The sequence below is a fragment of the Exiguobacterium sp. GL_137 genome (genome assembly GCF_057834585.1).
Genome location: NZ_CM174406.1, coordinates 2,614,245 through 2,639,572, shown reverse-complemented (window position 1 = coordinate 2,639,572; position 25,328 = coordinate 2,614,245). Strand labels below are relative to the sequence as shown.

Annotated in this window: 23 protein-coding genes; 20 read left to right on the top strand and 3 right to left on the bottom strand. The window is 45.9% G+C overall.

Features of this window, described 5'->3' with window-relative positions:
* Window positions 1-81 precede the first annotated feature (81 nt).
* Complete coding sequence (locus AC3IRK_RS13700) at window positions 82-378, top strand: DNA-directed RNA polymerase subunit beta (RefSeq protein ID WP_114597502.1); 297 nt, start codon at window positions 82-84, stop codon at window positions 376-378.
* A 117-nt stretch (window positions 379-495) separates the two neighbouring features.
* Here AC3IRK_RS13700 and tnpB read toward each other — a convergent pair whose 3' ends face one another.
* Window positions 496-1,587 (bottom strand): IS200/IS605 family element RNA-guided endonuclease TnpB, encoded by a 1,092-nt coding sequence (gene tnpB, locus AC3IRK_RS13695; protein ID WP_489170104.1) that lies wholly within the window; start codon window positions 1,585-1,587, stop codon window positions 496-498.
* A gap of 173 nt (window positions 1,588-1,760) precedes the next feature.
* On the opposite strand from tnpB, the gene fabZ reads away from it, so the two are divergent.
* From fabZ to AC3IRK_RS13665, 6 genes are all read left to right on the top strand, one after another.
* The gene (gene fabZ / locus AC3IRK_RS13690) at window positions 1,761-2,183 is read left to right on the top strand and encodes a 3-hydroxyacyl-ACP dehydratase FabZ (RefSeq protein WP_012371522.1); all 423 of its coding nucleotides are present in this window, start codon (window positions 1,761-1,763) and stop codon (window positions 2,181-2,183) included.
* A gap of 7 nt (window positions 2,184-2,190) precedes the next feature.
* Window positions 2,191-2,613, top strand: coding sequence for a hypothetical protein (locus tag AC3IRK_RS13685; RefSeq protein ID WP_188004782.1), 423 nt, complete (start codon window positions 2,191-2,193; stop codon window positions 2,611-2,613).
* A gap of 132 nt (window positions 2,614-2,745) precedes the next feature.
* Window positions 2,746-3,069: a four-helix bundle copper-binding protein gene (locus AC3IRK_RS13680; RefSeq protein WP_489170103.1), complete on the top strand. Its 324-nt coding sequence runs from the start codon at window positions 2,746-2,748 to the stop codon at window positions 3,067-3,069.
* A gap of 151 nt (window positions 3,070-3,220) precedes the next feature.
* Window positions 3,221-4,738, top strand: a complete 1,518-nt coding sequence (locus AC3IRK_RS13675; protein ID WP_489170102.1) for an SdrD B-like domain-containing protein — start codon at window positions 3,221-3,223, stop codon at window positions 4,736-4,738.
* A 117-nt stretch (window positions 4,739-4,855) separates the two neighbouring features.
* Complete coding sequence (locus tag AC3IRK_RS13670) at window positions 4,856-5,287, top strand: helix-turn-helix domain-containing protein (RefSeq protein WP_426354186.1); 432 nt, start codon at window positions 4,856-4,858, stop codon at window positions 5,285-5,287.
* Window positions 5,288-5,420: 133 nt separating this feature from the next.
* Entirely contained in the window at window positions 5,421-6,269 is an 849-nt protein-coding gene (locus AC3IRK_RS13665; RefSeq protein ID WP_489170101.1) for a pirin family protein, read from the top strand.
* 67 nt (window positions 6,270-6,336) lie between these two features.
* On the opposite strand, the gene AC3IRK_RS13660 is transcribed toward AC3IRK_RS13665, so the two are convergent.
* The gene (locus AC3IRK_RS13660; RefSeq protein WP_251138607.1) at window positions 6,337-6,582 is read right to left on the bottom strand and encodes a hypothetical protein; all 246 of its coding nucleotides are present in this window, start codon (window positions 6,580-6,582) and stop codon (window positions 6,337-6,339) included.
* A gap of 165 nt (window positions 6,583-6,747) precedes the next feature.
* On the opposite strand from AC3IRK_RS13660, the gene AC3IRK_RS13655 reads away from it, so the two are divergent.
* The 9 genes from AC3IRK_RS13655 to AC3IRK_RS13615 all read left to right on the top strand — a co-directional run bounded on the left by AC3IRK_RS13655 (window position 6,748) and on the right by AC3IRK_RS13615 (window position 20,639).
* Window positions 6,748-7,161 (top strand): hypothetical protein, encoded by a 414-nt coding sequence (locus tag AC3IRK_RS13655; RefSeq protein ID WP_214853429.1) that lies wholly within the window; start codon window positions 6,748-6,750, stop codon window positions 7,159-7,161.
* Window positions 7,162-7,694: 533 nt separating this feature from the next.
* The gene (locus AC3IRK_RS13650; RefSeq protein WP_489170100.1) at window positions 7,695-10,994 is read left to right on the top strand and encodes a hypothetical protein; all 3,300 of its coding nucleotides are present in this window, start codon (window positions 7,695-7,697) and stop codon (window positions 10,992-10,994) included.
* A gap of 212 nt (window positions 10,995-11,206) precedes the next feature.
* Entirely contained in the window at window positions 11,207-13,888 is a 2,682-nt protein-coding gene (locus tag AC3IRK_RS13645) for a glycoside hydrolase family 70 protein (protein WP_489170099.1), read from the top strand.
* Between the two features lie 146 nt (window positions 13,889-14,034).
* A complete protein-coding gene (locus tag AC3IRK_RS13640; RefSeq protein ID WP_251138606.1) occupies window positions 14,035-15,645 on the top strand; it encodes a S8 family peptidase in 1,611 nt (536 codons plus the stop codon).
* 158 nt (window positions 15,646-15,803) lie between these two features.
* Window positions 15,804-17,372, top strand: a complete 1,569-nt coding sequence (locus AC3IRK_RS13635; protein WP_489170098.1) for a S8 family peptidase — start codon at window positions 15,804-15,806, stop codon at window positions 17,370-17,372.
* Between the two features lie 16 nt (window positions 17,373-17,388).
* Window positions 17,389-18,090, top strand: a complete 702-nt coding sequence (locus tag AC3IRK_RS13630) for a hypothetical protein (protein WP_214853418.1) — start codon at window positions 17,389-17,391, stop codon at window positions 18,088-18,090.
* Window positions 18,091-18,106: 16 nt separating this feature from the next.
* Window positions 18,107-18,811, top strand: a complete 705-nt coding sequence (locus tag AC3IRK_RS13625; protein ID WP_214853415.1) for a hypothetical protein — start codon at window positions 18,107-18,109, stop codon at window positions 18,809-18,811.
* A 27-nt stretch (window positions 18,812-18,838) separates the two neighbouring features.
* Complete coding sequence (locus AC3IRK_RS13620) at window positions 18,839-19,528, top strand: hypothetical protein (RefSeq protein ID WP_489170097.1); 690 nt, start codon at window positions 18,839-18,841, stop codon at window positions 19,526-19,528.
* Between the two features lie 181 nt (window positions 19,529-19,709).
* Entirely contained in the window at window positions 19,710-20,639 is a 930-nt protein-coding gene (locus AC3IRK_RS13615) for an LCP family glycopolymer transferase (protein WP_131972127.1), read from the top strand.
* Window positions 20,640-20,680: 41 nt separating this feature from the next.
* Here the strand turns inward: AC3IRK_RS13615 and AC3IRK_RS13610 are convergent, their stop codons facing one another.
* Window positions 20,681-21,838 carry a hypothetical protein gene (locus AC3IRK_RS13610; protein ID WP_489170096.1) on the bottom strand — a complete coding sequence of 386 codons (1,158 nt, stop codon included), beginning with the start codon at window positions 21,836-21,838 and terminating at the stop codon, window positions 20,681-20,683.
* 198 nt (window positions 21,839-22,036) lie between these two features.
* Here AC3IRK_RS13610 and AC3IRK_RS13605 point away from each other — a divergent pair, with 198 nt between their 5' ends.
* From AC3IRK_RS13605 to galU, 4 genes are all read left to right on the top strand, one after another.
* Window positions 22,037-22,768: a YveK family protein gene (locus AC3IRK_RS13605; protein ID WP_426354172.1), complete on the top strand. Its 732-nt coding sequence runs from the start codon at window positions 22,037-22,039 to the stop codon at window positions 22,766-22,768.
* Complete coding sequence (locus tag AC3IRK_RS13600) at window positions 22,761-23,456, top strand: CpsD/CapB family tyrosine-protein kinase (protein WP_131972133.1); 696 nt, start codon at window positions 22,761-22,763, stop codon at window positions 23,454-23,456. Before AC3IRK_RS13605 ends, AC3IRK_RS13600 begins: the two co-directional genes overlap by 8 nt.
* 11 nt (window positions 23,457-23,467) lie before the next feature.
* Window positions 23,468-24,232, top strand: coding sequence for a tyrosine-protein phosphatase (locus AC3IRK_RS13595; protein WP_214853405.1), 765 nt, complete (start codon window positions 23,468-23,470; stop codon window positions 24,230-24,232).
* Between the two features lie 188 nt (window positions 24,233-24,420).
* Window positions 24,421-25,314, top strand: a complete 894-nt coding sequence (gene galU / locus AC3IRK_RS13590; RefSeq protein ID WP_131972137.1) for a UTP--glucose-1-phosphate uridylyltransferase GalU — start codon at window positions 24,421-24,423, stop codon at window positions 25,312-25,314.
* Window positions 25,315-25,328: the final 14 nt, after the last annotated feature.

Sequence of the window (25,328 nt, the reverse complement as noted above, 5' to 3'; positions counted from 1 at the left end):
GTAGCTAAACTGCAACTATTTAATACCAGGTACTAATATGCTATACTGTTCTTTAGACTGAACCAATGAAAGGTGATCAAGATGGTACAAAATCAAGCCGGAACGGACCAACCGACCCGTGAACGTCTGAAACGTAATCAACAGATCAAGAACGAAGCGCAACAGGAGCAGGAACCGAAACAACGTAAAAAGCTGCGTCAGTATTCTTCACGCCGCGTTCCCATCCTTGTTCGTTTATTGATCATTGTTCTTCTTATTGTCCTTGCGTTAGTGATCGGTGCCATGGTTGGGTATGCGACACTTGGTGGTGGCGAAGCGATGGATGTCCTCAAGCTCGACACATGGACCCGCATCACCGATTTTTGGACACAATCGTGAACTACTCACCACTTATTTGTTTCGCAAATTGAAGTGGGTGCTTCTTGGGAAGACCGTACTTTTACTAGCTACGATTATTTACCAAGCTCATCGGGTGGTTCCCACCCTGAAGAGTTTTCAGTCCGCTAACATTAACAAGTTGATACTTGCGTTGATATCTCGATCATGATGTGCTCCACAAACACAGACCCACTCGCGCACATCCATCGTTTTCTTCTCGCCTTTTACTCCGCAAGAAGAACAGATTTGGGTCGAGGCATACCATTGATCCGCTTTAATAAGTGTTCGCCCATAGAATGTGCATTTGTATTCCAGCTGTCGGACGAACTCATACCAACTGACATCTCCAATCGATTTGGCAATTTTATGGTTCTTCATCATGTTCTTCGATTTAAGTGTCTCGACGACGAGGACTTGGTTATCGTCAACGATCCGTTTCGACAGTTTATGAAGAAAATCTTGACGTTGATTTGCAATCTTTTCATGCTTCTTGGCGAGAATTACCCTCGCCTTCTCTCGGTTCTTACTCCCGATTTTCTTGCGGGACAAGGCGCGTTGCGCCTTCTTTATCTTCTCTTCGGACTTTCGAAGGAAACGAGGATTGTCAACCTTCTCAGAAACCCGTTCATCATTCGTCAGGATGGCGAAGTGCTCCAAACCAAGGTCGATTCCTACTTTATTCCTGGCTGGAACCCATGACGCTTCGGCTTGATCGACAAGGATAGAGATGAAGAATTTCCGGGTCTTCGTCATTGAGACTGTCGCGGACTTGATCACGCCATCGAATGAACGATGTTGTGTCAACTTCACAAAACCGATTTTAGGAAGCTTAACCTTCCCCTCTTCGATGCGGATGCTTCCTTTCAGATTGTTTGTCGTATAAGAGGCACGGTCGTTGTGCTTCGATTTGAACTTCGGAAACCCGACAGACTGATCTCGAAAAAAGTTTTGATACGCCCTGTTTAAGTCCATCTGAGCGTTTGCAAGGGAAAGACTGTCAACTTCTTTGAGGAAAGGGAATTCGGGCTTGTACTTCGCCGGGGTTGGGAGCTTTTGCTTCGCGTCAGGGTTGAGCTTCGAATCTTCATACAATAGGATCCGCTCTTCGAGCATCTTATTGTAGACGAAACGGACACAACCGAACGTCTTCACAAAATATTCTTGTTGGGCTTTCGTCGGATAGAGTCGAAACTTGTACGCCTTCAGCAAAGCAATCACTCCTTTCTTTTTGATTCGTTATACTCATTTTATCGAATGATTGGAGTCTTGCAAAGACAGGCGATTTATCTTTCACCACCGCCGGGTTTCACCCTGAAACGCTTAGAGGTGGGAGGATTATCGCTAAATTTAGTTAAATTAACCAGTGATTGGAGCTGTGTGATATGTATACGATTGAACAAATCAAGGAAGTGATTCCGCACCGGTACCCGTTTTTACTCGTCGACCGGATTTTAGAAGTCGAAGAAGGAAAACGTGCTGTCGGCATTAAAAATGTCACGGCAAACGAAGAATTCTTCAATGGCCATTTCCCGGACTACAACGTCATGCCTGGTGTTTTGATCGTTGAGGCATTGGCGCAAGTAGGTGCCTTTGCTGTTTTGAAGATGGAACAAAACCAGGGCAAACTGGCCTTTTTTGCCGGCATCGAGAATTGTCGTTTTAAACGTCAGGTCGTTCCCGGTGACCAGCTCCGACTGGAAGTCGAACTGACGAAACTGCGTGGACCGATTGGTAAAGGACGTGCCACAGCAACAGTCGATGGGGAAGTCGCCTGTACTGCTGAACTGACTTTCGCAATCAAGTGAATCCGTGATGAAGCGTGTGCTGATTCCTTTGGCAATCTCGCTGCTTGTCATTACCGGTTGTCAGCATGCTGACGAGGTGGAGACTGCTTCCCCGACGGTCATCATCGATCCTGTCACACGTGCTGGACAAACGGAAAACATCTCGGCTCAGATTTCAGCGACGGAAAATGATCGGATGCGTCTGACGATTCGGACGGCAAATGACATCCGGCTGGATGACCAACAGGTCGATATTCGACTGGATGTTGCCAATCAGTCGATTCCGTTCCCATTCGTTTCGTTTACGGCGAAAAAAATGGGGGAAATCAGAACATATACCTCGGATACGACGATTGAAAAAGAAGTCTTCGATGAAAACCGTCTGCCGGTTTTGATCATCGATGCCGGCGCCGGACGTGGAATCGAGATTCCGCTTGAAGTCGTCCGTTAATGGAAAGGAACCATACGATAACCACTTGTTCCCCGGTTATCGTATGGTTCTTTTTTGTTTTTAAGAGATGATAACCGGGGAAGAATAATAATACCGTTTACTTAGTCATCACTTCAAAAGGGGATTCATAAAATGCATGAAGCACACCAGGAAGCTCTAACGACGCTCGAAGCCTGTATCGTCGCCTGTAACACTTGTTTTGATGCCTGTCTGAACGAAGACCACGTCAATCATATGACAGCCTGTATCCGTCTCGACCGGGACTGCGCCGACATTTGCAGCCTGCTCAGTCAAGCCATCGTCCGAAACAGTCCGAACGTCGCGATACTGGCTACGGCCTGCCGGGAAATCTGCCTGGCCTGCGCCAAAGAAGGTGCAAAACATGATCATGACCATTGTCAAAAGTGTGCTGCAGCCTGCGAATCTTGTGCCGAAGCCTGTCATTCTCTTGTATGAATCGAAGACGACTGTTCCTTTTTTGGCGCTGTCGTCTTTTTTCTTGAACAAATATTCGAAATCAGGTGGTTTATTTTCCCTTTATTGTTTAAAATCTAGGTAACACATATTTTAGAATGGAGCGAAAACAAACATAATGCGAAAAATTGGAATGTACATAGTAGCGTGTCTGCTTGTCTTTGGTATCATCACACCGGCCCAGGCGGAAACGGTTTCTTCATGGGATGTCACAGGAACGGGGACGAATCCGTATACGTTGACGTTCACGGGCGAAGGAATGGTCAATCTTGAGTCTGAAACGAAGCTGGTCTTCGAAGACGGATTGACGGGACAAGCGATTGATATCGCCAAAAATCCGGTCGTCACCTTTACGGCGGAAACAGCACCTGTCGTGAAAGTCACGTCGACGGATCAGACGAAGACGATTTTGATTGAATTCGGCCGTGAAGTCAAAGCGGATCCGACACCGGCAGAACCTGTGACGGCAGAACCAACTCCGGAAGAGCAACCGACACCGGAAGAGCCGGCTGCAGAAGAACCAGTCAAAGAAGAGCCGGTGAAAGACGAACCGGTCAAGGAAGAGCCGATCAAGGAAGAACCGAAGCCGGAAACGGAACCGGTCAAGGAAGAACCGGTCCAAGCAACGACGGCAGTCATCAACGGAACGATCTGGTATGACGAAAATGAAGACGGGATTCGTCAGGAAAAAGAAACAGGAATCAGTGACGTCCCGGTCTATCTCTTAAATAAAAACTATGATGTCGTCGAAGAAGTCTACACGAAAGACGGTCTCTATACGTTCAAGGATATCAAGCCGGGAACGTATTACGTGGAAGTGTACGGCATGGACATCGGTTACTACTACACGTCTCCTCAGCATGAAGGAACAGATCCGACGATCGATTCCGATCTTGACGAAGATGATTTGGCGAAAGTGAAACTCAAAGCAGGCGACATCGTTCAGGTCGATGCCGGTCTTTATGGTCTCGATGACGAAGAAATGGACATGGCGAATCTGTTGATCGTGACGAACTTCCTTGACGCCAATGCCGATCAGATTCCCGGTTACTCGGAGCAGACGATTCCTGCGACGTATACGGTAACGGATGCTATCACAGGTAAAGACGTGTATACGGAAGAAGTTGGAAAAGACGATGCCTTGTCGATCGAGTTGACACCGGGGACGTATACGGTGAAGACGGAAGTCGCAGCCGGCTATACGGTCGAAGCGATGCACCATGTCTCGCTCGATGAGATGATGGATTCATTCGAACTGACGAAAGCAGGAGCAGAGGCTCTCGCTGTCGGCATGGCCGATGAAGACGAAGAAGAATTCCCGGGATACGATGAATTCCTCAAACTGTTCAAACGAAAAGCAACAACCGATTCGGTCACATTGACGGACGAGACGATGGGATATTTCCTGCTTGCTGAAATCAAGAAGGCGAAACCGGTCGTGGAACCAAAACCGCAACCAAAACCGACGGAAACATCGACTACACCGGCGCAAGCCCCCGTCACGGAAGTCCAAGCAGACAATCCGGAGACAGGCGGTATGTCCGGTGAGCGACTCCCGCAAGCAGGGGAAGATCAACCGTTCCCATATGCTGTGACAGGAGCAGGACTGGCTGTTGTCGGACTCTGGTTATTGTTACGACGCGCAGGATAAGTACGACCCTCTGGACCACACCGGTTCGGAGGGTTTTTTGATGTGTGTATCAATTGACACACACGCACACACGTGTGTACACTAAGGGTATCAAATGAATGGGAAAGAGGGATAACGATGTTAACGACAAAACAGATCAGTGAATTGTTACGCGTATCAGAAGAGACGGTCCGCCGCTGGATCCGTACGGGAGAACTGCACGCTGAACAGGACGGTAAAGGCTATTTGGTCGATGAACTGGCACTCAAACGTCTCGTCGACGAGAAGTCACAGATTCCAGGCAACGCGATGAACAAAGTCTTGCCGATCATCAACGACCTGTTTGGTCCGGAAGCAGCGAAGTTCGCGAAGTCGAATCTGTTTGATCCGCTCCGTCAGTCGATGGATCAGTCAGCACCGCCACGTCCGGAAGCATCACCGGAGTCGGTCGCAGAAGAACTGAGCCAGCTGAAGCGGAAAAAACGTCGCCTCGAACTCGAACATGAACTGAAGTTGCTCGAAATCGAAGAGAAGATTGCCATTCTCGAACAAAAGGCATCACGTCTTTAATTCAAGCGTTAAACGATTCCGTCAATCGGAGTCGTTTTTCTTTTGTATGGAAACGCCCTGATAAGCAGAAGAGTTCGGCTTCCGGCCGCGGCTGTGCGACAATGAAAATATAATGAACGAAGGGGTTGGGAAAATGTTCAAACGGGATGTTAAGAACCATTGGCAAGTGACGTATCAACAAAATGGTTATCCGCATGTGCAGCAAGGCTGGGTCCTGTCACCGGAGCGGAAGGACGAGTTTGATCCGTTTATCCTGATGGCGGAAGATTGGTTCAAACGCGGAACGTTTTCCGATCATCCGCACCGCGGCTTCCAGACGATTACCTATGTCATCGACGGTCGGCTTGAACATATCGATAATCATGGCGGACACTCGATTTTAGACGCCGGGGACGTCCAGTACATGAACGCCGGCTGGGCGGCACGGCATGCCGAAGAAGCGGTCGATGACGATTTGATCCATACGTTACAACTGTGGCTCAATCTGCCGAAACGTTTGAAAGAGACGACGACATCGTATCAAAACGTCCTGCTGGAACAGGCACCGGTCGTGCCGCTTGCCGGTGGACACGTCCGGGTCTATTCCGGTGCGATTGCCGGCGTGACGGGACCGCTCGAGAGTCTGGTGCCGATTACGATGAGTGAGATTTCGCTGGCTCCCGGAGCGACGTATTCGCATGTCTTACCGGCGAATCATAACACTTTTCTATATGTCCTGGCAGGCGAACTGGAAGCCGGGACAAGCGGGACCCGCCTCAAGAAGACGATGGCAGCAACATTGACGTTTGACGAACAGGCTCAAGGGGACAGTGCATTCGCATTGACGGCTGTCAGTCGGACGAAGGTGCTGATTTATTCGGGTGAACCGATTCGGGAAGAAACGATTGCCTACGGACCGTTCGTCATGAATACGGAAGACGAGATTCGTCAGGCGTACCGGGATTACCATGATGGGAAGTTCGGACCGCCAGCCGTCTTGTGACGACAAAAAAACCAGTTCCGTCAAACGGACTGGTCTTATGTGTTCGATAGGCGGACACCGCTCGACCTCAAACTGAGGAAGAATCGGTTGTCCGTTTTTTCTTGCGGCGCCAAAACCAGTAGCCGAGCCCGAGTGCAATCGGGATAGCGGCCAGGTAAGGATTCGCTTCTAGATAACTGATGATCTCAAACAGCGCGAACCATCCACTGAGTAAACCGAGGATGAGTAAGATCGTCCGAATCGCTTCGGGAAGCTTGCGGATACGATATGCGAAGAGACATACGAGGCAAAAGATGATAATCGCCACTAGCATTCCTCCCATTCCCGTATCCAGTATAGCGTATTCGAAAAGCTTTTTCGATGTTGAATGGTGTGTTTTTTATCCGCATGATTTTCGAACAATCCCACCTCTTGACCTGTCATATAGGGTGAGTCCATCAAGGATTCATCCTATTTTTTATGGAAAAGGAGAAGACGGATGAAAATCGACTACTTCAGCGTCATGCCGAGCGGGCCAAAAGGAGCACTGGAAACACACTGTCTGACGAATGGAAACTGGTACGAACGAATCAGTGAAGAATGGGAACGGGCGATTCATTATGGAGCAGGTTTGATTCGGATCAAGGACAAGGGCGCCGAATTACGGATTCCGATTGAATTCGGATTCGGTTACGTCTTGCAGTACTTACGGCAGTTCGCAGCAGCAGAACGACATACGATTGACCGGGCCAGACGACATCTCCAGCAGCAACTCGAATGGATCGGACGTGGTCTGCCGATTCAATTGCGTCGCTTGGGCGACATGATTGAACTGACGGCGGATGCCGATCACCGGTTTCAGCGCGAATCGTTTTTAGAGGCAGTCGATCAAGCGAATCAGAGTATATCCTGAGAGAGAAGCCGTCACGTTCAAAAGCGTGATGGCTTTATTGTATTTCAGAAAAATATTGACTTAAATGAAATTATATATAAATGTAAGCGTTCTCTTAAAAAGGTATGACCAGTTTTTTAATTTCCATATACAACCTGTGAATATATTTTACTAGTTACTACTATTCACCTATTTTTTACAAAAAACCTATTGTCGTTAGTTTCTGAGTTTTGTATATTTGAGCTGTAGCTGAGTGATTCACTTATCTCGAAGTGAGACTTGGTACGAACCTACAACATACAGAATGCCTTGTGAATGAGGCGTTCGACAACGTTTTTCTGTTCATCCCAAACTGGATACATAATGGATCACTGACGATCGTCTACTGTATAGGCGATGGATCGGCGTGTGAAACAGAACGTATTCCTCCGAAGAAGACAGAAAATCAGTTGAATGGCTAAAGTAAATATTTACAAATATTTTACTTTAAGTGTAGGTTATCTGGTTGGGGTTGTCGCATTTAGTTTTGAAAGACAAGAGGAGGAATTGTAAACATGGCTTACACGAAAAAATCAAACAAATTGTACGCTGCTGCAGCTGCACTCGCAGTCACTGCATCTGTCGTCGCACCGGTTGCTGCTGACGCGGCTTCGAAGGTCTCTGTCAAATACATCGAACCGATCTTGATGAAACATGCAGGCGGTGATAAGTACGCTGTTAAGAAATTGATGTTACCGACGAAAGTCAAAGTCAAGCTCACAAACGGCAAGTACGAAATGCGTTCAGTGAAGTGGAACGGTACCGTGAAGTTCGAGAAAAAGTACATTAACAAGTTCCAAGTCTTGTATGGAACAGTTTCTGGTACTTCGAAAAAAGCAATCCTCAAAGTAGAACTTCAGAACTATCCGGTTGATGTCCTCGAACCAGTCCTCGAACCAGTCGCAGTCGGAGGAAAAGTTGTTCTTCCAAGCACAATCAGCATCCGTTACAAATCAGGTATCATCGTTAAACGCCCGATCAGCAAATTCAACCTGAAAACACCAAACACATCAAAAGCAGGCAAGTATAAGCTTGCTTACTCATACAAAGGTGCGAACTCTGTCGTGACAGGTTCAATCAACTATGAAGTCAAAGCAGCGAATATCATGAACGTCATGGGAAGCGTCGATGATCAGACACTTTCTGTTAAAGCAGACGTCATGTACGCAGCGGCAGGCGCAATGACAGAACTCTTAATTTACCCAGGTAAAGATATGTCAAAAGCACCAATCGTCGTCAAAGGGACGCTTTCAAAAGGGAAATTCATGGCTTCGAAAGGCGGAATTCCTGAAGGTACACACAGCTATGTCGTGAAAATCGGCGATGTGAAATCAGCAGCAATGGACTTCACAGTAGCGAACACGATGTTGACGTCAGCAAAAGCGATCGGCAACAAAAAAGTGGAAGTCTCGTTCTCACGCGCGGTTGATAGCGCTTCAGTCGAAAACTTCAAAATCGCAGGCGGAACAGTTACAGCTGTTACCCTCAGCCCGGACAAAAAATCAGCACTTCTCGACGTGTCAGGTCTTGAGTACGATAAAGACTACACAGTGGAAGCGAAAGGCATCATGATCGGCGGCGTCGCTCGTGACCTCGGTTCAATGAGTTTCATGACACAAGGCGTTGAAAACCTCTGGATGCTTGAAGTCTCACCGAAAGCGTCGACAATCGTCGCAAACGGAGCTGACAACACAGAAGTGACGTTCTTACTCAAGGACAAAGCAACTGGTGAAGTCGACAAAAATGCAGACGATATCGTCTTGAAATTATCAACATCATTCGGTGCCCTTGCAAAAGACCGCGTGACAATTCAAGACGGAAAAGCAACGGTCATCCTCACTTCAGAGTTCAGCAATACGGACCTCGAAGCTATGATCCGTGCAGAAATCATCGAAACGGCAGCAGGCGATTACAAAAACCTCATCGGTAAGATTTCAGGAGAGACGAAAGTCAAGTTCAGCACAATCGCTGTTACTCCGGCTCCGATCGAGATGATTAACGTGCTCGCAGCTGAATCGAACCAAGCAGATCGCGTTACGGTCTTCCTCGATAAAGCAGTCTCACGTGAACTCTTACTCAAATCATTCGGACTTGATAAAGTCATGCAAGGTCTTCACGAAGAAGATTACCTCGCAAACGACAACATCCAGATCGAACAGTTTGACGGCATGAAACGCGTCATCGGTGTTAAAGCGATTCCTTCGAATCCAAAAGCATTCGAATTGATCCTGGACAAAGAAACACCACTCCAAGACAACGCAGTCGTTAAGCTCGTCGCTAAAATCACGAGCAGCACGGATACAGAAGTGAAATCAAAAGCAAGCTTCAAGTTGACGGATGCCCGTCCTGCTGAAGTAACATCTGTTAAAGCAGTCGGTCTGAACCAACTCGAAGTGAAATTCTCTGAAGCGGTCGATTCTGCGAAATTCAAAATCGACGGTCAATACGGAGAGAAGTACTTCAAAGTCACGCATTACGGATTTGACAACAAAACAGGTGTCGATCGCCGCGATACAGTCCGTATCATGCTCGATGACAACTATCCAGGTGTCAAAGAAGGTTACTTCGCTGCAGGTAAACACTCGCTTCAAGTCTGGGATACAATGGACTTCGCAGCACTTTCAGATGAAAGCAACATTGGAACGACACAAAACCTCGACTTCACGGTTGCGGCTGACACAGTCAAACCGACAGCTGGCGTCGTTGTTGAGTCACCTGAGCAATTCCGCGTGATGTTCAGCAAAGGCCTCAAAAATGCGAATATCCTTGCATTGCTTGATAACGAACTGAAGTTTGAGCGTTACAACTCGAACACGAAGAAATACGAAGACTTCAGCAAGTATGTCAATGTCACGTCGTATAACAAAGAGACGGGCGAAGCTGTCATCGAGTTGATGAAAGACTGGACGGAAATCTACGATACAGTCAACACGAAAGAAAACTACTACAACGATAAGTTCCGCATCACGCTCGACAAAGGTGCCATCCAGGCCGAAGCGAACGGTGAGAAGAACGATGCGTTAATCCTTGACCTCAGCTATGAAGGATCGCCGCTCAACACGCCGGACCTGAAGAGTGCTGAAATCAACACGATCGACCGCGTACCAATGACAAACGACTTCGTTGTCATGATGAGCGAGCCGGTGAAAATCCGTGACCTCGATGAGTACAACACGCCACTCATCAATGCGGACGGTATCGTCTTGCCTCCGAAAACGACAGTTGAATTCATCGGTAAGAACAAAGATGGAAAAATCGTTACAATCGACGGATCTGTCGTCAAGTACACGGATACAACGGACAAAAACTTCCAAGTCAAAGCAAACGAGAGCCTGCAAAAACTCGTCGACATGGAAGGGTACGGCGAAGACTGGAAAGTCGTCGTCAAATCATTGTCTGATGATGTCGGTAACACGGTTGCAACAGCAACACATGACTTCAAACTCATGAAAACGCCTGTTAAACCAGTCCTGACACCGTTCGAAATCGTTAAAGTCTCGGCAAACGAGAAAAACGAAAAAGACGTCATCCGCGTCAAGTTCACAGAGGGAGTTCAATACTCTGGTATGTACGATGCGACAAGCACAGCGAACTACATCCTGAACGGAAAAGCACTTCCGGTCGGAACAAGTATCTCGCTTGCTGACTCAGATGACAATGTATCGAACGGACTCGATATCGTTAAGATCAAAGTCCCGGCTGGTACCCTCAAAACGTTGTCGAACGTCATCGTCGTCAACAAAGATCTTCAGTCATATGACAACTCTGTCTTGACTGGCGGTTACGAGAAAGCAGTTCTTCTCGGATTAAACTAATTCCCTCGAACACCTTTCGTCCGGAAATGGATGGAAGGTGTTCTTTTTTATGACAATTAGTGCAATCGATTGCATTTTGTTAAATCTATTGACTTTTTTTGAAAAATAGAAGGTGTTATCTTGAAAGAAAGATGTTAAATTATGTGATGTTGTTTAGTAATTAAAGGAAAAAATAATCAATTAAATACAGATAATAAAGGGGACTTATATTGATGAAGAATACCAAAAAAGTATCGGCTGGACTGCTTGCTACCCTCGTAGCAACAAGTAGCTTCGGTGTAGCACCAAAACAAGCAGCAGCTTATACGTCAGGTGAGAAATTGGATAACCATGTCATCTTCCAGAGCTTCAGCCTCTACCAACCATATGACAGCAATATGTACCGGACTCTTGCTAAAAAAGGTGACCTGTTAAACTCATGGGGAGTAACAGATGTATGGATGCCGCCTGCGTATCGTTCGTTTGATATGGCGCGTTACATGGAAGGGTATGCTATTGCCGATCGGTATGACTTAGGTGAATTCCCACAAGGACCAGGCGGGACAACGGCGACGAAATACGGTAAAGCCAGTCATCTCGAGATGATGGTCGACATGTTGCATGATGACAACATCAAAGTTCAAATGGACTTGGTTCCAAACCAGATGCTTGGATTAAACAAGCGGGAAGCTGTTTTCGTACGTCGTGCGACAAGCTCAGGTGAGTTATTCACGAATCCATACACGGGCGGACAGACAACAAAAACGCTCGCGACACCTTACCTCGCCTATACAAAAGGTGGCGGACAGGGACAAGAGAAATACGGGTACCTCAAAGAGTGGAACAAAACCTTCTTAAACGGAACATCGCTTCAAGGTCAAGGTACAGGACGTGTCATGACGGACAAAGACGGTAAACCGTACCGTTACTTTGGACCGGAGAATGAGAAAAACTATTTACCTGAATGGTTGATTGAAGCGTCTAAAACTCAAAACTTGAATGTCGTCGATACTTATCTCGCGGCTGACGGTTGGTATGAAGTTTCACCGCAGAACTGGAAACCGATGTTATCGCAATACGCGAAGGATCCGGGTTACCTTGCTTATATGAAAGAAAATGGTTTCGAGACAAAAGAAGCACTCCTCGCGTCAGCGGACAATGGAACGATTGCGAAGTTGACGGAAGAATACATGAAGACACAAGCAACTTACGGATACGGAACAGAAGAACGTTCGTATCAAAACGATAACTCGGGCATCGATATCGAAGATCAGTTCCTCTTCGTAGATGAAACAGGATTCCCGCTTCAAGCCTATAACAAGACGATGACGAATAACGATGAGTTCTTACTTGGCGTAGACTTAGCCAACTCGAACACAGAAGTCATCAAAGAACAAAAGAACTGGATGAAGTGGATGCTTGAAACATACAAGTTCGACGGCTTCCGGATCGATGCAGCGTCACACTACGATACGGCGATTTTAAAAGCGGAAGCAGAAGTCGCAAAAGAACACTTTGGTAAAAAAGAGCATTTAAGCTACATCGAGAGCTATAAGTCAGAGCAAAAAGCATACATGAAGGCAAATAACGATGAGCAGCTGATCATGGACTCACCACTTTACTTCACGATGCGGAATGCCCTTGGAAATGAAGCGTCAAAACGTCCCTTAAGTGCCATCGTGACAGGTTCAACTGTTGATCGTTCAGCGACTGGTGCAACAGATGTATCAGCTAACTGGTCATTCGTTAATAACCACGATCAAGAGAAGAACCGCGTCAACCAGATCATGCTCGATCTGTACGGCATCAAAACAGGTATTCAGTACAAAGCAGGCGAAGAGCCGAAATCGTTTGAAAAAATGTACGATAAAGATACAGAAAAGAAAGCACTCGCAATCTACAATGCAGAACTCGCAAGCACAAAGAAAAAGTATTCAGTGGATAACGTCGTCTCACAATATGCGTTCTTGCTGACGAACAAAGATACTGTCCCGACTGTTTACTACGGTGACTTGTATCAGACGGATGCTTCATATATGTCTAAGCAAACGCCATACTATGACGAAATCACGAACTTACTGAAAGTCCGTAAGCAATATGCATACGGTGCTCAGAAAGTGGCGTATCATACGACGAACACTTCAAAAGTCGCCGGCAGTCATTTGATTTCAAGTGTCCGACTCGGTAAAGACCGTAACACGGGTGTTGCGACAGTCATCGGGAAGAAGTCAACACTTAACACGACAATCAAAGTCGATATGGGCAAACAACATACGAACCAAGTCTTTGTCGATGCGAGTGGTGTAACCCAAACGAAACTTGTCACAGACAAAAACGGAATCTTGACAGTTCCGGTTAAAGGGATGAGAACGGCAGAAGTAAATGGATACCTCGGTGTCTTCGTTCCACAAACAACAAAAGCACCGACGGCAACAATCGAGAAAGCAAGTGTCTATCAAGGAAAAGGTATCAACCTGAAAACAAAAGTCTTGAATACGTCATCAACTGTATCATCGATTCGTTATCAAGTAGCGGACACGTCAAAAGCAACAGTGGATACTACGGGACGTCTCGTTGGTAAAGCATCAGGCAAAACGACTGTGACGGCAACCGTGACATTAAAAGACGGATTCGTCCTGACAACTACATTACCGATCGAAACGAAAGTTAATGAAGTGAAGCTGAAAGCTACACAAAAAACATTGAAAAAAGGTCAAACAACGACAATCGGTTATGCGTCAGCAAGCGATAAAATCAAATCTGTCAGCTATGCGTCGCTCAATAAAAAAATCGCGACGGTGAACACAAAAGGACAAGTTAAAGCAGTCACTAAAGGAACAACATCAATTCGCGTTACCTATACGACTGTTGAAAATTACAAGGTCGTTAAAACCTTCAAAGTCATCGTGAAGTAAAGCGAATATCCATCACCTATTGAGGTGGTGGATATTTTTATTCCAAAAATAAAGGAATCAGGTAAATGATTTTTAATATTCCACATTATTCCAAAATTAACGGGTATATAGGGGTATAGACCTAAGACAATTGAAGGGGCGAAGGAATGAAAAAAATCATTGCAGGAAGTCTTGCCGCGAGTTTGTTCATGGGACTCAGCGTAAACGGGGAAGCCGTCGCGCAACAAAAAATTGCTGGTACAACACAAAAAACTGTCAGTGCAAAACAAATCAATCAAGCAAAAACGTTACCGACATTCCATGGCAGTTATGCCGGAACACCGATGAAAGGACGATTTGATGAAGACGGATTTGCTATCTGGTACATGGACGCCAAAGACTTTGTTCAGGACGGAACTCATCTTGAATTTGAACTGGATTGGGATGTCTACGGCACGATGTTTACGAGTAAGGCAGACATTGATGCGGGACGCGTCTACAATCGTTATTTCCAGCGTAACGACGAGACGATGTATTTCCCGCTCAGCTGGAGTGGACGGCAGTACTTGATTTTAGAAGGTTACCCGGGCGATACATATTCCGTCCCGTTCAGTGTCTCGCGTTACGAACCGATTGATGCGACGAGCAGTTCCTCTGTTAAAACGAAAGCGAGTACGACAACGGCTCTTATCATCCAGACAAAAGCGGGTATGGTACGCAGCAGCAGTCTTGGTGCCAAGTCTGTCGAAGCTTTTGCTCCGGAATTGCGTTTAGAAAAATTGACGTATCGTTCAGCGGCGGAAACGAAATTAGCGAAACAAAAGTTTGAGCAGTCGAGTGCGACGGCCTACGTCGAATATGATACGCCGATTCAAGCGTTCGGAACGGACGCTTTCAAGCATCATCAATGGTCGCTCCTGAACACCGGTCAGAAAAAAGGGTTGAAAGGAGCGGATATCGGTCTGACGGCGATGCAGAAACGGATTGCGAAGAAAAAACAGTCGACAACGCTCGTTGCGGTCATCGATTCCGGTATCAATCCGAGTTATGCCGATTTCGCCGGGAAAGTCCGGATGGATCTTGGTTATGATTTCGTCAACCGTTCGAAGACGGCGTGGGATGATTACGGGCATGGGTCGCATGTCGCCGGTATCATTGCAGCCGGAAGTGACAATACGTATGGGATGACAGGGATTAATGCCAAAGCCTCGATTATTCCGATCAAGGTCCTCGATGAGAACGGTGCCGGCTATACGTCGGACTTGGTCAGTGGAATCAATCATGCGGTGAAAAAAGGTGCCAAAGTCATTAACCTCAGTCTCGGTGGCGATACCTCTTCCAAGGCGGTCGAGTCGGCACTGGCTTATGCGAAAAGTAAAAATGTACTGATCGTCGCCGCCTCCGGGAACGCCGGCAAAAAGGATCTATCATATCCGGCACGCTCGAAATATGTGCTTTCCGTTGGTGCAACAGGGCGGACAGATAAACGGGCGTCGTTCTCGAACTACGGAACGGGACTCGATCTTGTCGCACCAGGTGTCGCGATTCCGAGTTATCTCGCAGACGGAGAACTTGCCTTTGCGAGCGGAACATCGATGGCCGCGCCGCATGTCGCCGCTGTCGCCAGTGTCTTGTACAGTTTCAAGCCGACGATCAAGTCAGCGGACGTCGAAAGTATCCTCAAAAAATCAGCGAAGGACCTCGGTTCGAAAGGATATGATACGACCTATGGTTCCGGTCGTCTGAATGCTGACCGGGCGACGAGTTACATTAAATGAAACAAAAGGTGGATCCGGTTGACGCCGGATCCACCTTTTGTGTGAAGTGACTTGAAAACAGAAAAAAATCTACGCGAAACGTAAAAATTAGGTGTTTAGCGTAAAATTTTCCATTATACTGGTTCTGTAGGTCAAAAGGTGGATGAAGGAGTGGAGAAATGAAGAAATGGATCGCAGGATTGACAGTAGCAGGTCTTCTCGGGACGATGATCCCGACTCAAATAGAAGCAGCAGGTACCGGGGCAAAGAAATTACCGACGCTGGACGCGAAAACAAAGAAAGCCTATATCAAAGGCAAGTTTGACAGTAAAGGAAAAGCATTATTTTATTTCGATACGAAAACCTACCTGACAGGCGGAACCCATCTGAAATTTGCTGCCGACGAGACAGAAGCCGTCACCGTTTATAAATCACAATCCGACTACAAACGACAACTGGTTTACGGACGATATGATCAAGTTACGGATCAGTCGCTCGTCTTCCCGCTCAGTTGGAGTGGTCGTCAGTACATAGAAATCGAAGGGAAGAAAAATGCGTCGTTTGTCGTGCCGTTTAAGCTTGAACGGTTGCAACCACTTCGGGAATCGATTGGTCAATCGGGTACGGTTGCGAAGTCAAGCAGCCTCGTAGTCAAGATGACAGGAGAGAACAGCCAGAAACAACAACTGTCCGTGAAAACGGCAGCCGTCAAGCACGAAACAATTGATGCCGGCCTCGGCCTCGTCAAGTTCACGTACCGGACGGTCATGCAGGCATTGGCGGCGAAACAGCAACTCGCAAAATCGAACAGTGTTGCGTATGTCGAGCTCGACAGCTCCATGCATGGACTCGGAGGCGACGTCTTCAAATCGTATCAGTGGTCACTAAACAATACAGGGCAACGCGGTGGCGTCAAAGGCGCCGATATCAACTTCGATGCGATGAAGAAACGGATTGCCGGGAAGAAACAATCGACGGTGCTCGTCGCGGTCATCGATACCGGTATCAATCCGACGTACGCGGACTTTGCCGGACGTGTCCGGATGGACCTCGGCTACGATTTCGTCAACCGCCGGCAACAGGCAATCGATGATCACGGGCATGGCTCGCATGTCGCTGGTATCATCGCTGCGAACAGCAATAACACGTACGGCATGTCCGGCATCAATGCCAAGGCTTCGATCATTCCGATCAAAGTGCTCGGCGAAGACAACTACGGGTCGAACTCGGATATCGCGAAAGGGATTTTACATGCTGTTAAAAAAGGTTCCAAAGTCATCAATATCAGCATCGGCGGTGGATTTTCATCCCGGGCTATCGAAGACGCTCTCGCATATGCGAAGCGAAAAGGGGTTCTCGTCATCGTCGCTTCCGGAAACGAAGGACAAAGTAAATTGTCGTATCCGGCCCGGTCCCAGTATGCGTTTTCGGTCGGATCGACGAACCGGTTCGATAAACGGTCGTCGTTCTCAAACTATGGCAAGGGATTGGATTTAGTCGCTCCGGGACAAGACATCCCGAGTTATCTCAGTGACGGTGAATCCGCTTTTTGGAGTGGGACCTCGATGGCAGCCCCACACGTCGTCGGTGTCGCGAGTCTCCTCTACAGTCTGAAGCCGACGATCAAAGCGTCGGAAGTGGAAGCGATCCTTAAAAAATCAGCACAGGATCTTGGCGCGAAAGGCTATGATTCGTCATACGGATACGGTCGCCTCGATGCCGATCGGGCGGTTCGATTACTGAAATGAAGAGAGTAGGAACATCATGAAGTGTTTAAAACAATTGGTGCTGGTCCTTGTCATCGGTGTCCTCTGCTTGAGCGGGACACTCGACGGACAAGCTGCATCGAAGGAAGAACAGCGCGTATTAAAAGAATACCGGTTGTTTAAGTTCGGTCTGACCGTGACGCAAATCGCCAAAATCATGTACGGTCCATCATACAAACAGCATTTAAAACAGACGAATGGAGCGACGGTCTTTAAGAAAAAAGCAGATTGGGCTAAGAATGAACAAGGTCATCGGTCACGGCAATATTCGTTTTATGACCAATCAAAGACGTTACCCCAAGTGACGACGCTTAAATTTTACACAAAGAAGAACAAAACAACATACTACCTCACGGAAAAGACGCTGCAGTTTGTAGCAGATACGACTACTGGTTTACGTGAAAGTACTCGGATGCTCCGACATGTGACACATATTGAGGGAGAAGAAACGGAAGCAGAGCTCGATCAGCTTTTGTCCGGTAAAGGATTGGGCATGGTAGCGCTACGTTGGTCTTGGAATTATCGTGCTGTTCAAACCAAACAGCAACAAAAAGAGCATGACTACCGGGGACGAGCTAAAATGTATGTCTTTAAAAGTTCGAATCCAAAGAAACAAATCAGTATGACGATGGGATTTGACGGCCGGAGCAAGCAGTATAAGTTAGATAACTTTTCTATCTTCCCGATTGAAATGAAGTAAAAAGGAGCAGTCTTTCATGCTAAGAGAAATTTTGAAATATGCGGTCTTGGTGTCGCTCATGACTTCGACTGTAGTGAGTATCCCGGTCGACGCGGCCACGAAACAGGAAAAACAAGTCACGACGGATTTTACAAAGTATAAGACAGGCATGACGATCGCCGAGTTTGCGAAACAACGATATGGAAAGACGTATAAAAAACACCTGACGAAAAAGAATGGACGGACGATTTTAAAGGAAAAGTCACCAAAAGAAGAGACGTCTAAGGATTTAGACTTCACAGTGTACTTCGTTCCCGGCAAAGAGGAAAAAAACTATATGACCTTTTTGTTTGCAGCTAAGCCGAAAGATAAAGTCTACCGTTTGGCATTAAGGTCCCTTGATTTCAGTGGGGAAAATCCGATGAGCGTCCGGCAAAGTGATCGACAACTCAAACGAGGCAAACAGGTCCAGTACGATATGACGGAGCAGCAGCTCGACAACGTATTGACAGGAAAAGGTCTGGGGGACTGGATGACATGGTCGACAACAGACTTCAGTCATAGCTTTTCCAAACAAGAGCTGAAAAAAATGGGTCTTGGTGAAGGCAAAACAAAAATCTATATTTTTCGGACAAATCATCCGAACAAACGATTACAAGTCCATATGACATTTGATTCAAAGAAAAAAACCTATCGTGTCGATTGGATGGAAAATATATCGAGTACGCAAGAACTCTACTAATCCTAAAACAGAAAAGAGCGACTACACATGAAAACAACATTTAGTAAACTCACAATCGCAGCATTAATCGCCGGATCAACACTGATCGCCGGAACAGCAGAAGCGGCAACGAAACAAGAAACAAAGGTAACGACACAATTCAAGACGTTGAAGAATGGGATGACGATTGAACAGGCAGCAAAAGTTCTTTACGGAAAAGACTATAAAAAACAATTAACGAAAAAGAACGGAATGACCGTCCTCAAGCAAAAAGCAGAGGCGACGAGCACGACACAAGGTCAAAAGACGACGATTTATAGTTTTTATGACAAAAAGGAAATCGTGCCTTCTGATATTACGACGCTGATGTTCATGACAAAGAAAAATAGTTCGGTTTATCGTTTGACATCGAAGTCGCTTGATCTGTTCCGTGACTCTTCGACAGGCGCGCGTGAAAGTAAGATGAAACTTGCAAAGGGAGCAAAAATTAAGACAGGAATGACTGAAAAACAATTGGATGGTGTATTGTCAGGAAAAGGATTAGGGGAATGGACAGGACTGGACTCAATTGATATGACATCTGTCCAAACTAAGCAGGAGATCGATTTAGGATTTGCGATTAAATCAGAGTTTAAAACATATGTCTTCCCGACTTCGACAAAACAGAAAAAATTTGTCATGCTCGAATACAATGCAAAAAAGAAAGCGTACATCGTCTCAAGTCAAATGTCATATTAATTTGCACAAAAGGGTTTACTATCCGGTAGACTCTTTTTTTCATCTTTTCCCGTTTTTGACAATTCGCCCGTAATTTTCAGTATACTCGACTGTAAGATCGTTTTTATTTGACCGATAGTAACGAGAACTCATGAAGTTACATAGGAAACAAGCAACGTATAATAGAAGGGAACGTGGGAAAGTGGAACGTGTCAAAAAAAGAAGGAAAGTCAAAAAGCGCTGGACGCCGTTAAAGGTTATGCTGTTAATCGCTCTAGTGCTGGTCATCGGAATCGGAGGGTTTATCGGCTACACGTATTATCAGGTTGATCAAACCGTCAAAAAGATCCAGTCGCCAATCAAAAATACGGGTGACGAAGTCGTCGAGAAACAAAAACCGGTGTCTGTTTTATTGCTGGGTGTCGATCGTCGTAAAGGTGAAACAAACGGACGAAGCGACTCGATTATGATCATGACGCTCAACCCGACACAAAACGAAAGTCGTTTGATCAGTATCCCACGCGATACGAAAGTTGAGATCGTCGGTAAGGGGACAAATGATAAAATCAACCATGCCTATTCGTTTGGTGGACCGGAAATGGCGATTAAAACCGTCGAGAAGTTTTTCGATATTCCAATCAACTACTATGCAGAAATCAATATGGAAGGATTCACCTCACTCGTTGATGCGGTTGGTGGAGTGACTGTTAATAACGATCTAGATTTCAAAGTCGGCGATAAACAGTTCACGGTCGGAAAAATTAACTTAAACGGTGATGAAGCCTTGAAGTATACACGGATGCGTTATGAAGATCCGCGTGGTGACTTCGGTCGTCAAATGCGTCAACGCCAAGTCATCGAACAAGTTGTCGCTAAATTATCATCGGATGTTTCCGTCAGTAAGTTCAATGCGATCATGGATGTCGTAGGTAAAAATGCTCAGACAAATGTATCATTCAAACCGATGCGGACACTTGCCTTTGATTACATGGATGCGTTTAAAAATCAAAAGAATTTAAAGCTTGAAGGAACAGGTGGAAAAGAAGCGGATGGCATTTATTACTGGCATCCGACTGATGATTCACTGGCCCAAACGAAAACCGCATTACGTTACTCGCTTGGTCTGGAGTAAACAAAAGGGACAATCCGAAAAATGGATTGTCCCTTTTACTGTTATAGATTTTGTTCAGCCAATCGCACCCGGCTGGTACTTGTTTCTGTTTGTTCAAACCGTTGCAGGCGATAAGAATTACTAGTCACAAGACCAGTCGTCTCTGTTTCGAGTTGGAGAGGAGCGAGTGTCGCTAGTTCAGCATTGGTGATGGCTGTTTCAGCCCAGTCAATCGCAATGACCTTGTTATTTTGAAGGGTAAAAAAATGAGTTCCGTAAAACAGATACGTGTTGACTTCATCGGAAAACGTCCGTTCCGGTGGACCATAAGTACTATTTAAATCTTCGGCTTTTTTGCCGATAAGGTCAATGAGCGTCTCGGTGACGAAGCTTGTATCGAGATTGTCATTGACCCACGTCAATAGGGATTCGTCAGCAATCGCGTCTCCTTTTAAAGACTTCGTCGTATCGTTATTTTTGATATAACCTGTCAATTCATCCGTCAATTCAATCTTACTGATAGAGTCGGTCGTTTCAAGAACCCGGTAACCGTCACCAAAGTCAGCTTCAAAAAGTAGATCGGTCAAGGCAGAGTCACTGTAGATATTGCTGTTTCTGCTTTTGACGTAAAGTACATTTGATTCTTCTTTGACCTCCGGCGTTGGTTCTTTTGTTTGTTTCTTTTCTTTTTCAACAGTGACCGGTTGTTCGATTGTTGACTTCGGTTTGCTGGAAGATGGACTCGCGATGTAATTGGAATAGACATATGTTCCACCGGCACCAAGAAGGAAACATAAAATCAATAGAGCAACCCAACCCCAAGGGATTTTTCTTTTAATGCGTTGTTCTGGTCGGGTTTTCACTTTGTTTCGACGGATGGCTTCTGGTTCACGGTGCGTCCGCGATAGGGCTGGAGCAATTTCGATGTCCTCTTTAGGTTCGACAGGGCCATCTTCCTCAAGAATCGGACGAGCCACGAGTGTTCCATAAAAATCAGCCAATTCATGATGATGTTTGCCGGCTAAAAAAGCTGACCATTCTTCAGCGGTCACTGTATCCTGCTTGAATGGAACAAGTGGTGTTTGGCCGGTCAAACGAATCATCGTATCCGTTAACGATTCTGTCGAAGCAAGGCTTAAACGAATCCGTTCATGAAGGCGACGAATTTCTTCTTCCGAGTGCGATGTATAGTATTGAAGGGCTTGTAGAGAGCGATGCATGAAGATCTTCCTCCTATGTTGATATCCGGAAATTCATGTAAAACGAAACATGTCATTCTTTATTATACGCAACAAATTTCAAAAAACGTATGTTATTTCCTGAAATTTAATCAACCATTTCCCAATTTTTTGTTATACTGAGTTCTAGTTGATGAAAAAAGACACCGTATTAGACAAATAAAGGAGAATAATTAAACTATGAATGAAACGATCAGCTTACAGGAATTATTTTCAATTTTGAGAAAATCGCTTTGGCGGATTCTCGCATTGACCATCGTCGCAGCCGTCATCTCATTTGCCGTCAGTACCTTTTTGATCAAACCGACATATCAAGCCGGTACGCAAATTTTAGTCACACCGAAAAAACAGGAAAACGATGTGATTGATGCTTCACAAGTCCAATCGTCCGTCACACTTGTCAATACATACCGCGTCATCATCAAGAGTCCGGCCATTCTCGAAAAGGTCCAGGCAGAAGTGGAAAATGCTCCCACTAGCATTAACGCCTTAAACAATATGATCACCGTTGAAAGTGAACAAAATTCGCAAGTCATCAACGTCTCCGTTCAGAATACGGATGCCGCTCTTGCGTCGAACGTCGCAAACTCAGTTGCGAGCGTGTTCAGTGAAGACATTACGGATTTAATGAATGTCGATAACGTCAAAGTGTTATCTGTTTCAGGCATTCCGACAGCTCCGGTCAGTCCAAACATTATTTTAAATACAGCCATCGCTGCAGTGGTGGGCTTCTTATTGGGAGTAGGCCTTGCCTTCTTACGTGAAGTGCTTGACCGCCGGATCCGGACAGAGGAGCAGGTTCAGCAAATTCTTGATCTGCCTGTTTTAGGAAGTATTCCGGATATCGACAGCAAAGTCTTTAAGTCATCAGCGAAAGCAGCAAAACGGGAGGCGGCAAAACAATATGGCTAAGAAAAATAAGATGAACAAAGATGCCCGTAATTTAATTACGGTCACTCAACCGAAGTCGCCGATTGCAGAACAATACCGGACCATCCGGACAAATATTGAATTCATGGCAGTGGATAAAGAGATTCAAGTCATACTCGTGACATCAGCCACACAAAGCGAAGGGAAATCGACAACGTCTTCTAATCTTGCTGTCGCATATGCGCAGCAAGGAAAAAAGGTCCTGATCATCGATACCGATATGCGCCGCCCGACCGTGCATTATACGTTCCGTGTCGCAAACGGTCTTGGTCTATCCAGTTTGTTAACGCGGCAAGCGGAACTTGAAAAAGCAATCATGCCGACAAAAATCGAAAATTTATCGATCCTGACGGCAGGACCAATCCCACCGAACCCGGCTGAATTGTTATCATCCAAATCAATGGAAAACCTCATTTTAAAATTACGGGAAGAGTACCATGTCATCATCTTGGACGCACCCCCGCTACTTCAAGTCGCGGACAGCCGGATCACGTCTAAATTGACGGACGGAGTCGTCCTGGTCGTCAGCTGTATGACGTCAGATCGTCAACGGGTCTTAAAGGCCAAAGAACAACTCGAACTGGCGGAAGCGAAGATTCTCGGTGTCGTCTTGAACCGCCGGGAGCTGACGGATGATTCAGCGTATCAATACTATTATTCCTATGAATAAGGGGTGCCATTATGGTTGATCTTCATTGTCATCTATTACCGCTGGTCGACGATGGTCCGGCGAGTGTCGAGCAAATGTTACAGCTGGCAGAGCAGGCCGCGAGTGAAGGTGTCACACGAATCATTGCGACACCTCACCTGTTTCATCCGCAGTTTGAGACGGAAGACGTCGATGTGAAACTGACCGTCGATGAACTAAACGTCTTACTCCATCAACGAAATATTCCGATTGTTGTTTACCCCGGGCATGAGATTCGTTTGACGGGGGATTTAATCGAAGAAGTTCAAAAGAGCATAGCGCTACCTCTCGCGAATTCCCGTTATTTACTGATTGAGTTTCCTTCGACCGGAATTCCGTCGTATGCACGACAAATGTTTGCCGAATTGATTTCAGATGGTTATGTTCCCGTCATCGCTCATCCGGAAAAAAACAAAGCGATCATTCAAAACCCGACATTGTTGTTTGATTTGATTTCAAACGGGGCAATCAGCCAAGTGACATGTGCCAGCCTGATCGGTAAGTACGGTAAAGATGTCCAACGATTTGCCGTTGCGTTACTCGAAAACGGTTTGGCGCATCTTGTGGCATCAGACGCCCACCATACTGAAAAACGCCCGTTTTATTGGGAACAATGCCGGACATATTTGGAGCATGAATTAGAAGACTGGTTGTATGAAGAAATTTATGAAAATAATGAAGCGGTTCTTTTAAACCAACTCGTGACAATTAATCCTCCGAATCCGGTTGAAAAAAACTGGAAAGGTCAGTGGGTATAAAAGGTGTAATGTCAAGAAATTGTAAAGAGAGTGGAAATACACTCTCTTTTTTCGATGATATCGTTTACATTTTAGGTATATGGAAAATTTTATAGAAGTGTCATTGATGGATGTGTTAATGTAAATTACATAAAGAATTCCAAATTAATTATATTATAGGAGAATTAAATGAGATGAGGAGGGGTATCATGACTCGTGTCAAAAAGGCTGTTATTCCAGCTGCCGGGCTCGGCACACGTTTTTTACCGGCAACAAAAGCGATGCCGAAGGAAATGTTGCCAATCGTCGATAAGCCGACGATTCAATATATCATTGAAGAAGCGATTGAATCGGGGATTGAAGATATTTTAATCATTACCGGTAAAGGAAAACGGGCGATCGAGGATCATTTTGATTCTGTGCCGGAACTGGAAGCGAATTTAATCGCAAAAAATAAATCGGAGCTGTTGCATCTCGTCGAAGCGACAACGAACATCAATATCCATTTCATCCGTCAATCGAAACCAAAAGGACTCGGTGACGCAATTTTACAGGCAAAAGCATTTATCGGTAATGAACCGTTCGTCGTCATGCTCGGGGATGATATCGTCCAAGCCGATGTTCCATGTACCCGGCAATTAATTGAACAGTATGAGATTACGAACAGTTCAATCATCGGCGTTCAACCAGTTGCGGATAAAGATACACACCGTTACGGTATTGTCGATCCAAGCACGAGCATCTCAGAGAACTTACATAAGGTGAAATCATTTGTTGAAAAACCGGCACCAGGAACAGCACCATCGAACCTAGCGATTTTAGGTCGTTATCTTCTGACACCGGAAATTTTTAAATACTTGGAAACACAGGAAGTCGGATCCGGCGGTGAGATTCAATTGACGGATGCAATTACACGACTGAATGAAATGCAGCGGGTTTTTGCCTATGAATTCGACGGCAAGCGCTATGATGTCGGGGAAAAACTAGGATTTATTCAAACGACACTCGAGTTTGCCTTAAAACGCGATGATCTTGGAGACGACGTTGCTAAGATGATGGCAGACTTACTCGCAGAACGGGCGAAGGCATCTTCGTTAGTCTGAAAAATGCTGTAATC

Bases quoted from the DNA above. Each gene is read 5' to 3' on its own strand.
- AC3IRK_RS13700 (WP_114597502.1), top strand. From the start codon at position 82: ATGGTACAAAATCAAGCCGGAACGGACCAACCGACCCGTGAACGTCTG.
- fabZ (WP_012371522.1), top strand. From the start codon at position 1,761: ATGTATACGATTGAACAAATCAAGGAAGTGATTCCGCACCGGTACCCG.
- AC3IRK_RS13685 (WP_188004782.1), top strand. From the start codon at position 2,191: ATGAAGCGTGTGCTGATTCCTTTGGCAATCTCGCTGCTTGTCATTACC.
- AC3IRK_RS13680 (WP_489170103.1), top strand. From the start codon at position 2,746: ATGCATGAAGCACACCAGGAAGCTCTAACGACGCTCGAAGCCTGTATC.
- AC3IRK_RS13675 (WP_489170102.1), top strand. From the start codon at position 3,221: ATGTACATAGTAGCGTGTCTGCTTGTCTTTGGTATCATCACACCGGCC.
- AC3IRK_RS13670 (WP_426354186.1), top strand. From the start codon at position 4,856: ATGTTAACGACAAAACAGATCAGTGAATTGTTACGCGTATCAGAAGAG.
- AC3IRK_RS13665 (WP_489170101.1), top strand. From the start codon at position 5,421: ATGTTCAAACGGGATGTTAAGAACCATTGGCAAGTGACGTATCAACAA.
- AC3IRK_RS13660 (WP_251138607.1), bottom strand. From the start codon at position 6,582: ATGCTAGTGGCGATTATCATCTTTTGCCTCGTATGTCTCTTCGCATAT.
- AC3IRK_RS13655 (WP_214853429.1), top strand. From the start codon at position 6,748: ATGAAAATCGACTACTTCAGCGTCATGCCGAGCGGGCCAAAAGGAGCA.
- AC3IRK_RS13650 (WP_489170100.1), top strand. From the start codon at position 7,695: ATGGCTTACACGAAAAAATCAAACAAATTGTACGCTGCTGCAGCTGCA.
- AC3IRK_RS13645 (WP_489170099.1), top strand. From the start codon at position 11,207: ATGAAGAATACCAAAAAAGTATCGGCTGGACTGCTTGCTACCCTCGTA.
- AC3IRK_RS13640 (WP_251138606.1), top strand. From the start codon at position 14,035: ATGAAAAAAATCATTGCAGGAAGTCTTGCCGCGAGTTTGTTCATGGGA.
- AC3IRK_RS13635 (WP_489170098.1), top strand. From the start codon at position 15,804: ATGAAGAAATGGATCGCAGGATTGACAGTAGCAGGTCTTCTCGGGACG.
- AC3IRK_RS13630 (WP_214853418.1), top strand. From the start codon at position 17,389: ATGAAGTGTTTAAAACAATTGGTGCTGGTCCTTGTCATCGGTGTCCTC.
- AC3IRK_RS13625 (WP_214853415.1), top strand. From the start codon at position 18,107: ATGCTAAGAGAAATTTTGAAATATGCGGTCTTGGTGTCGCTCATGACT.
- AC3IRK_RS13620 (WP_489170097.1), top strand. From the start codon at position 18,839: ATGAAAACAACATTTAGTAAACTCACAATCGCAGCATTAATCGCCGGA.
- AC3IRK_RS13610 (WP_489170096.1), bottom strand. From the start codon at position 21,838: ATGCATCGCTCTCTACAAGCCCTTCAATACTATACATCGCACTCGGAA.
- AC3IRK_RS13605 (WP_426354172.1), top strand. From the start codon at position 22,037: ATGAATGAAACGATCAGCTTACAGGAATTATTTTCAATTTTGAGAAAA.
- AC3IRK_RS13600 (WP_131972133.1), top strand. From the start codon at position 22,761: ATGGCTAAGAAAAATAAGATGAACAAAGATGCCCGTAATTTAATTACG.
- AC3IRK_RS13595 (WP_214853405.1), top strand. From the start codon at position 23,468: ATGGTTGATCTTCATTGTCATCTATTACCGCTGGTCGACGATGGTCCG.
- galU (WP_131972137.1), top strand. From the start codon at position 24,421: ATGACTCGTGTCAAAAAGGCTGTTATTCCAGCTGCCGGGCTCGGCACA.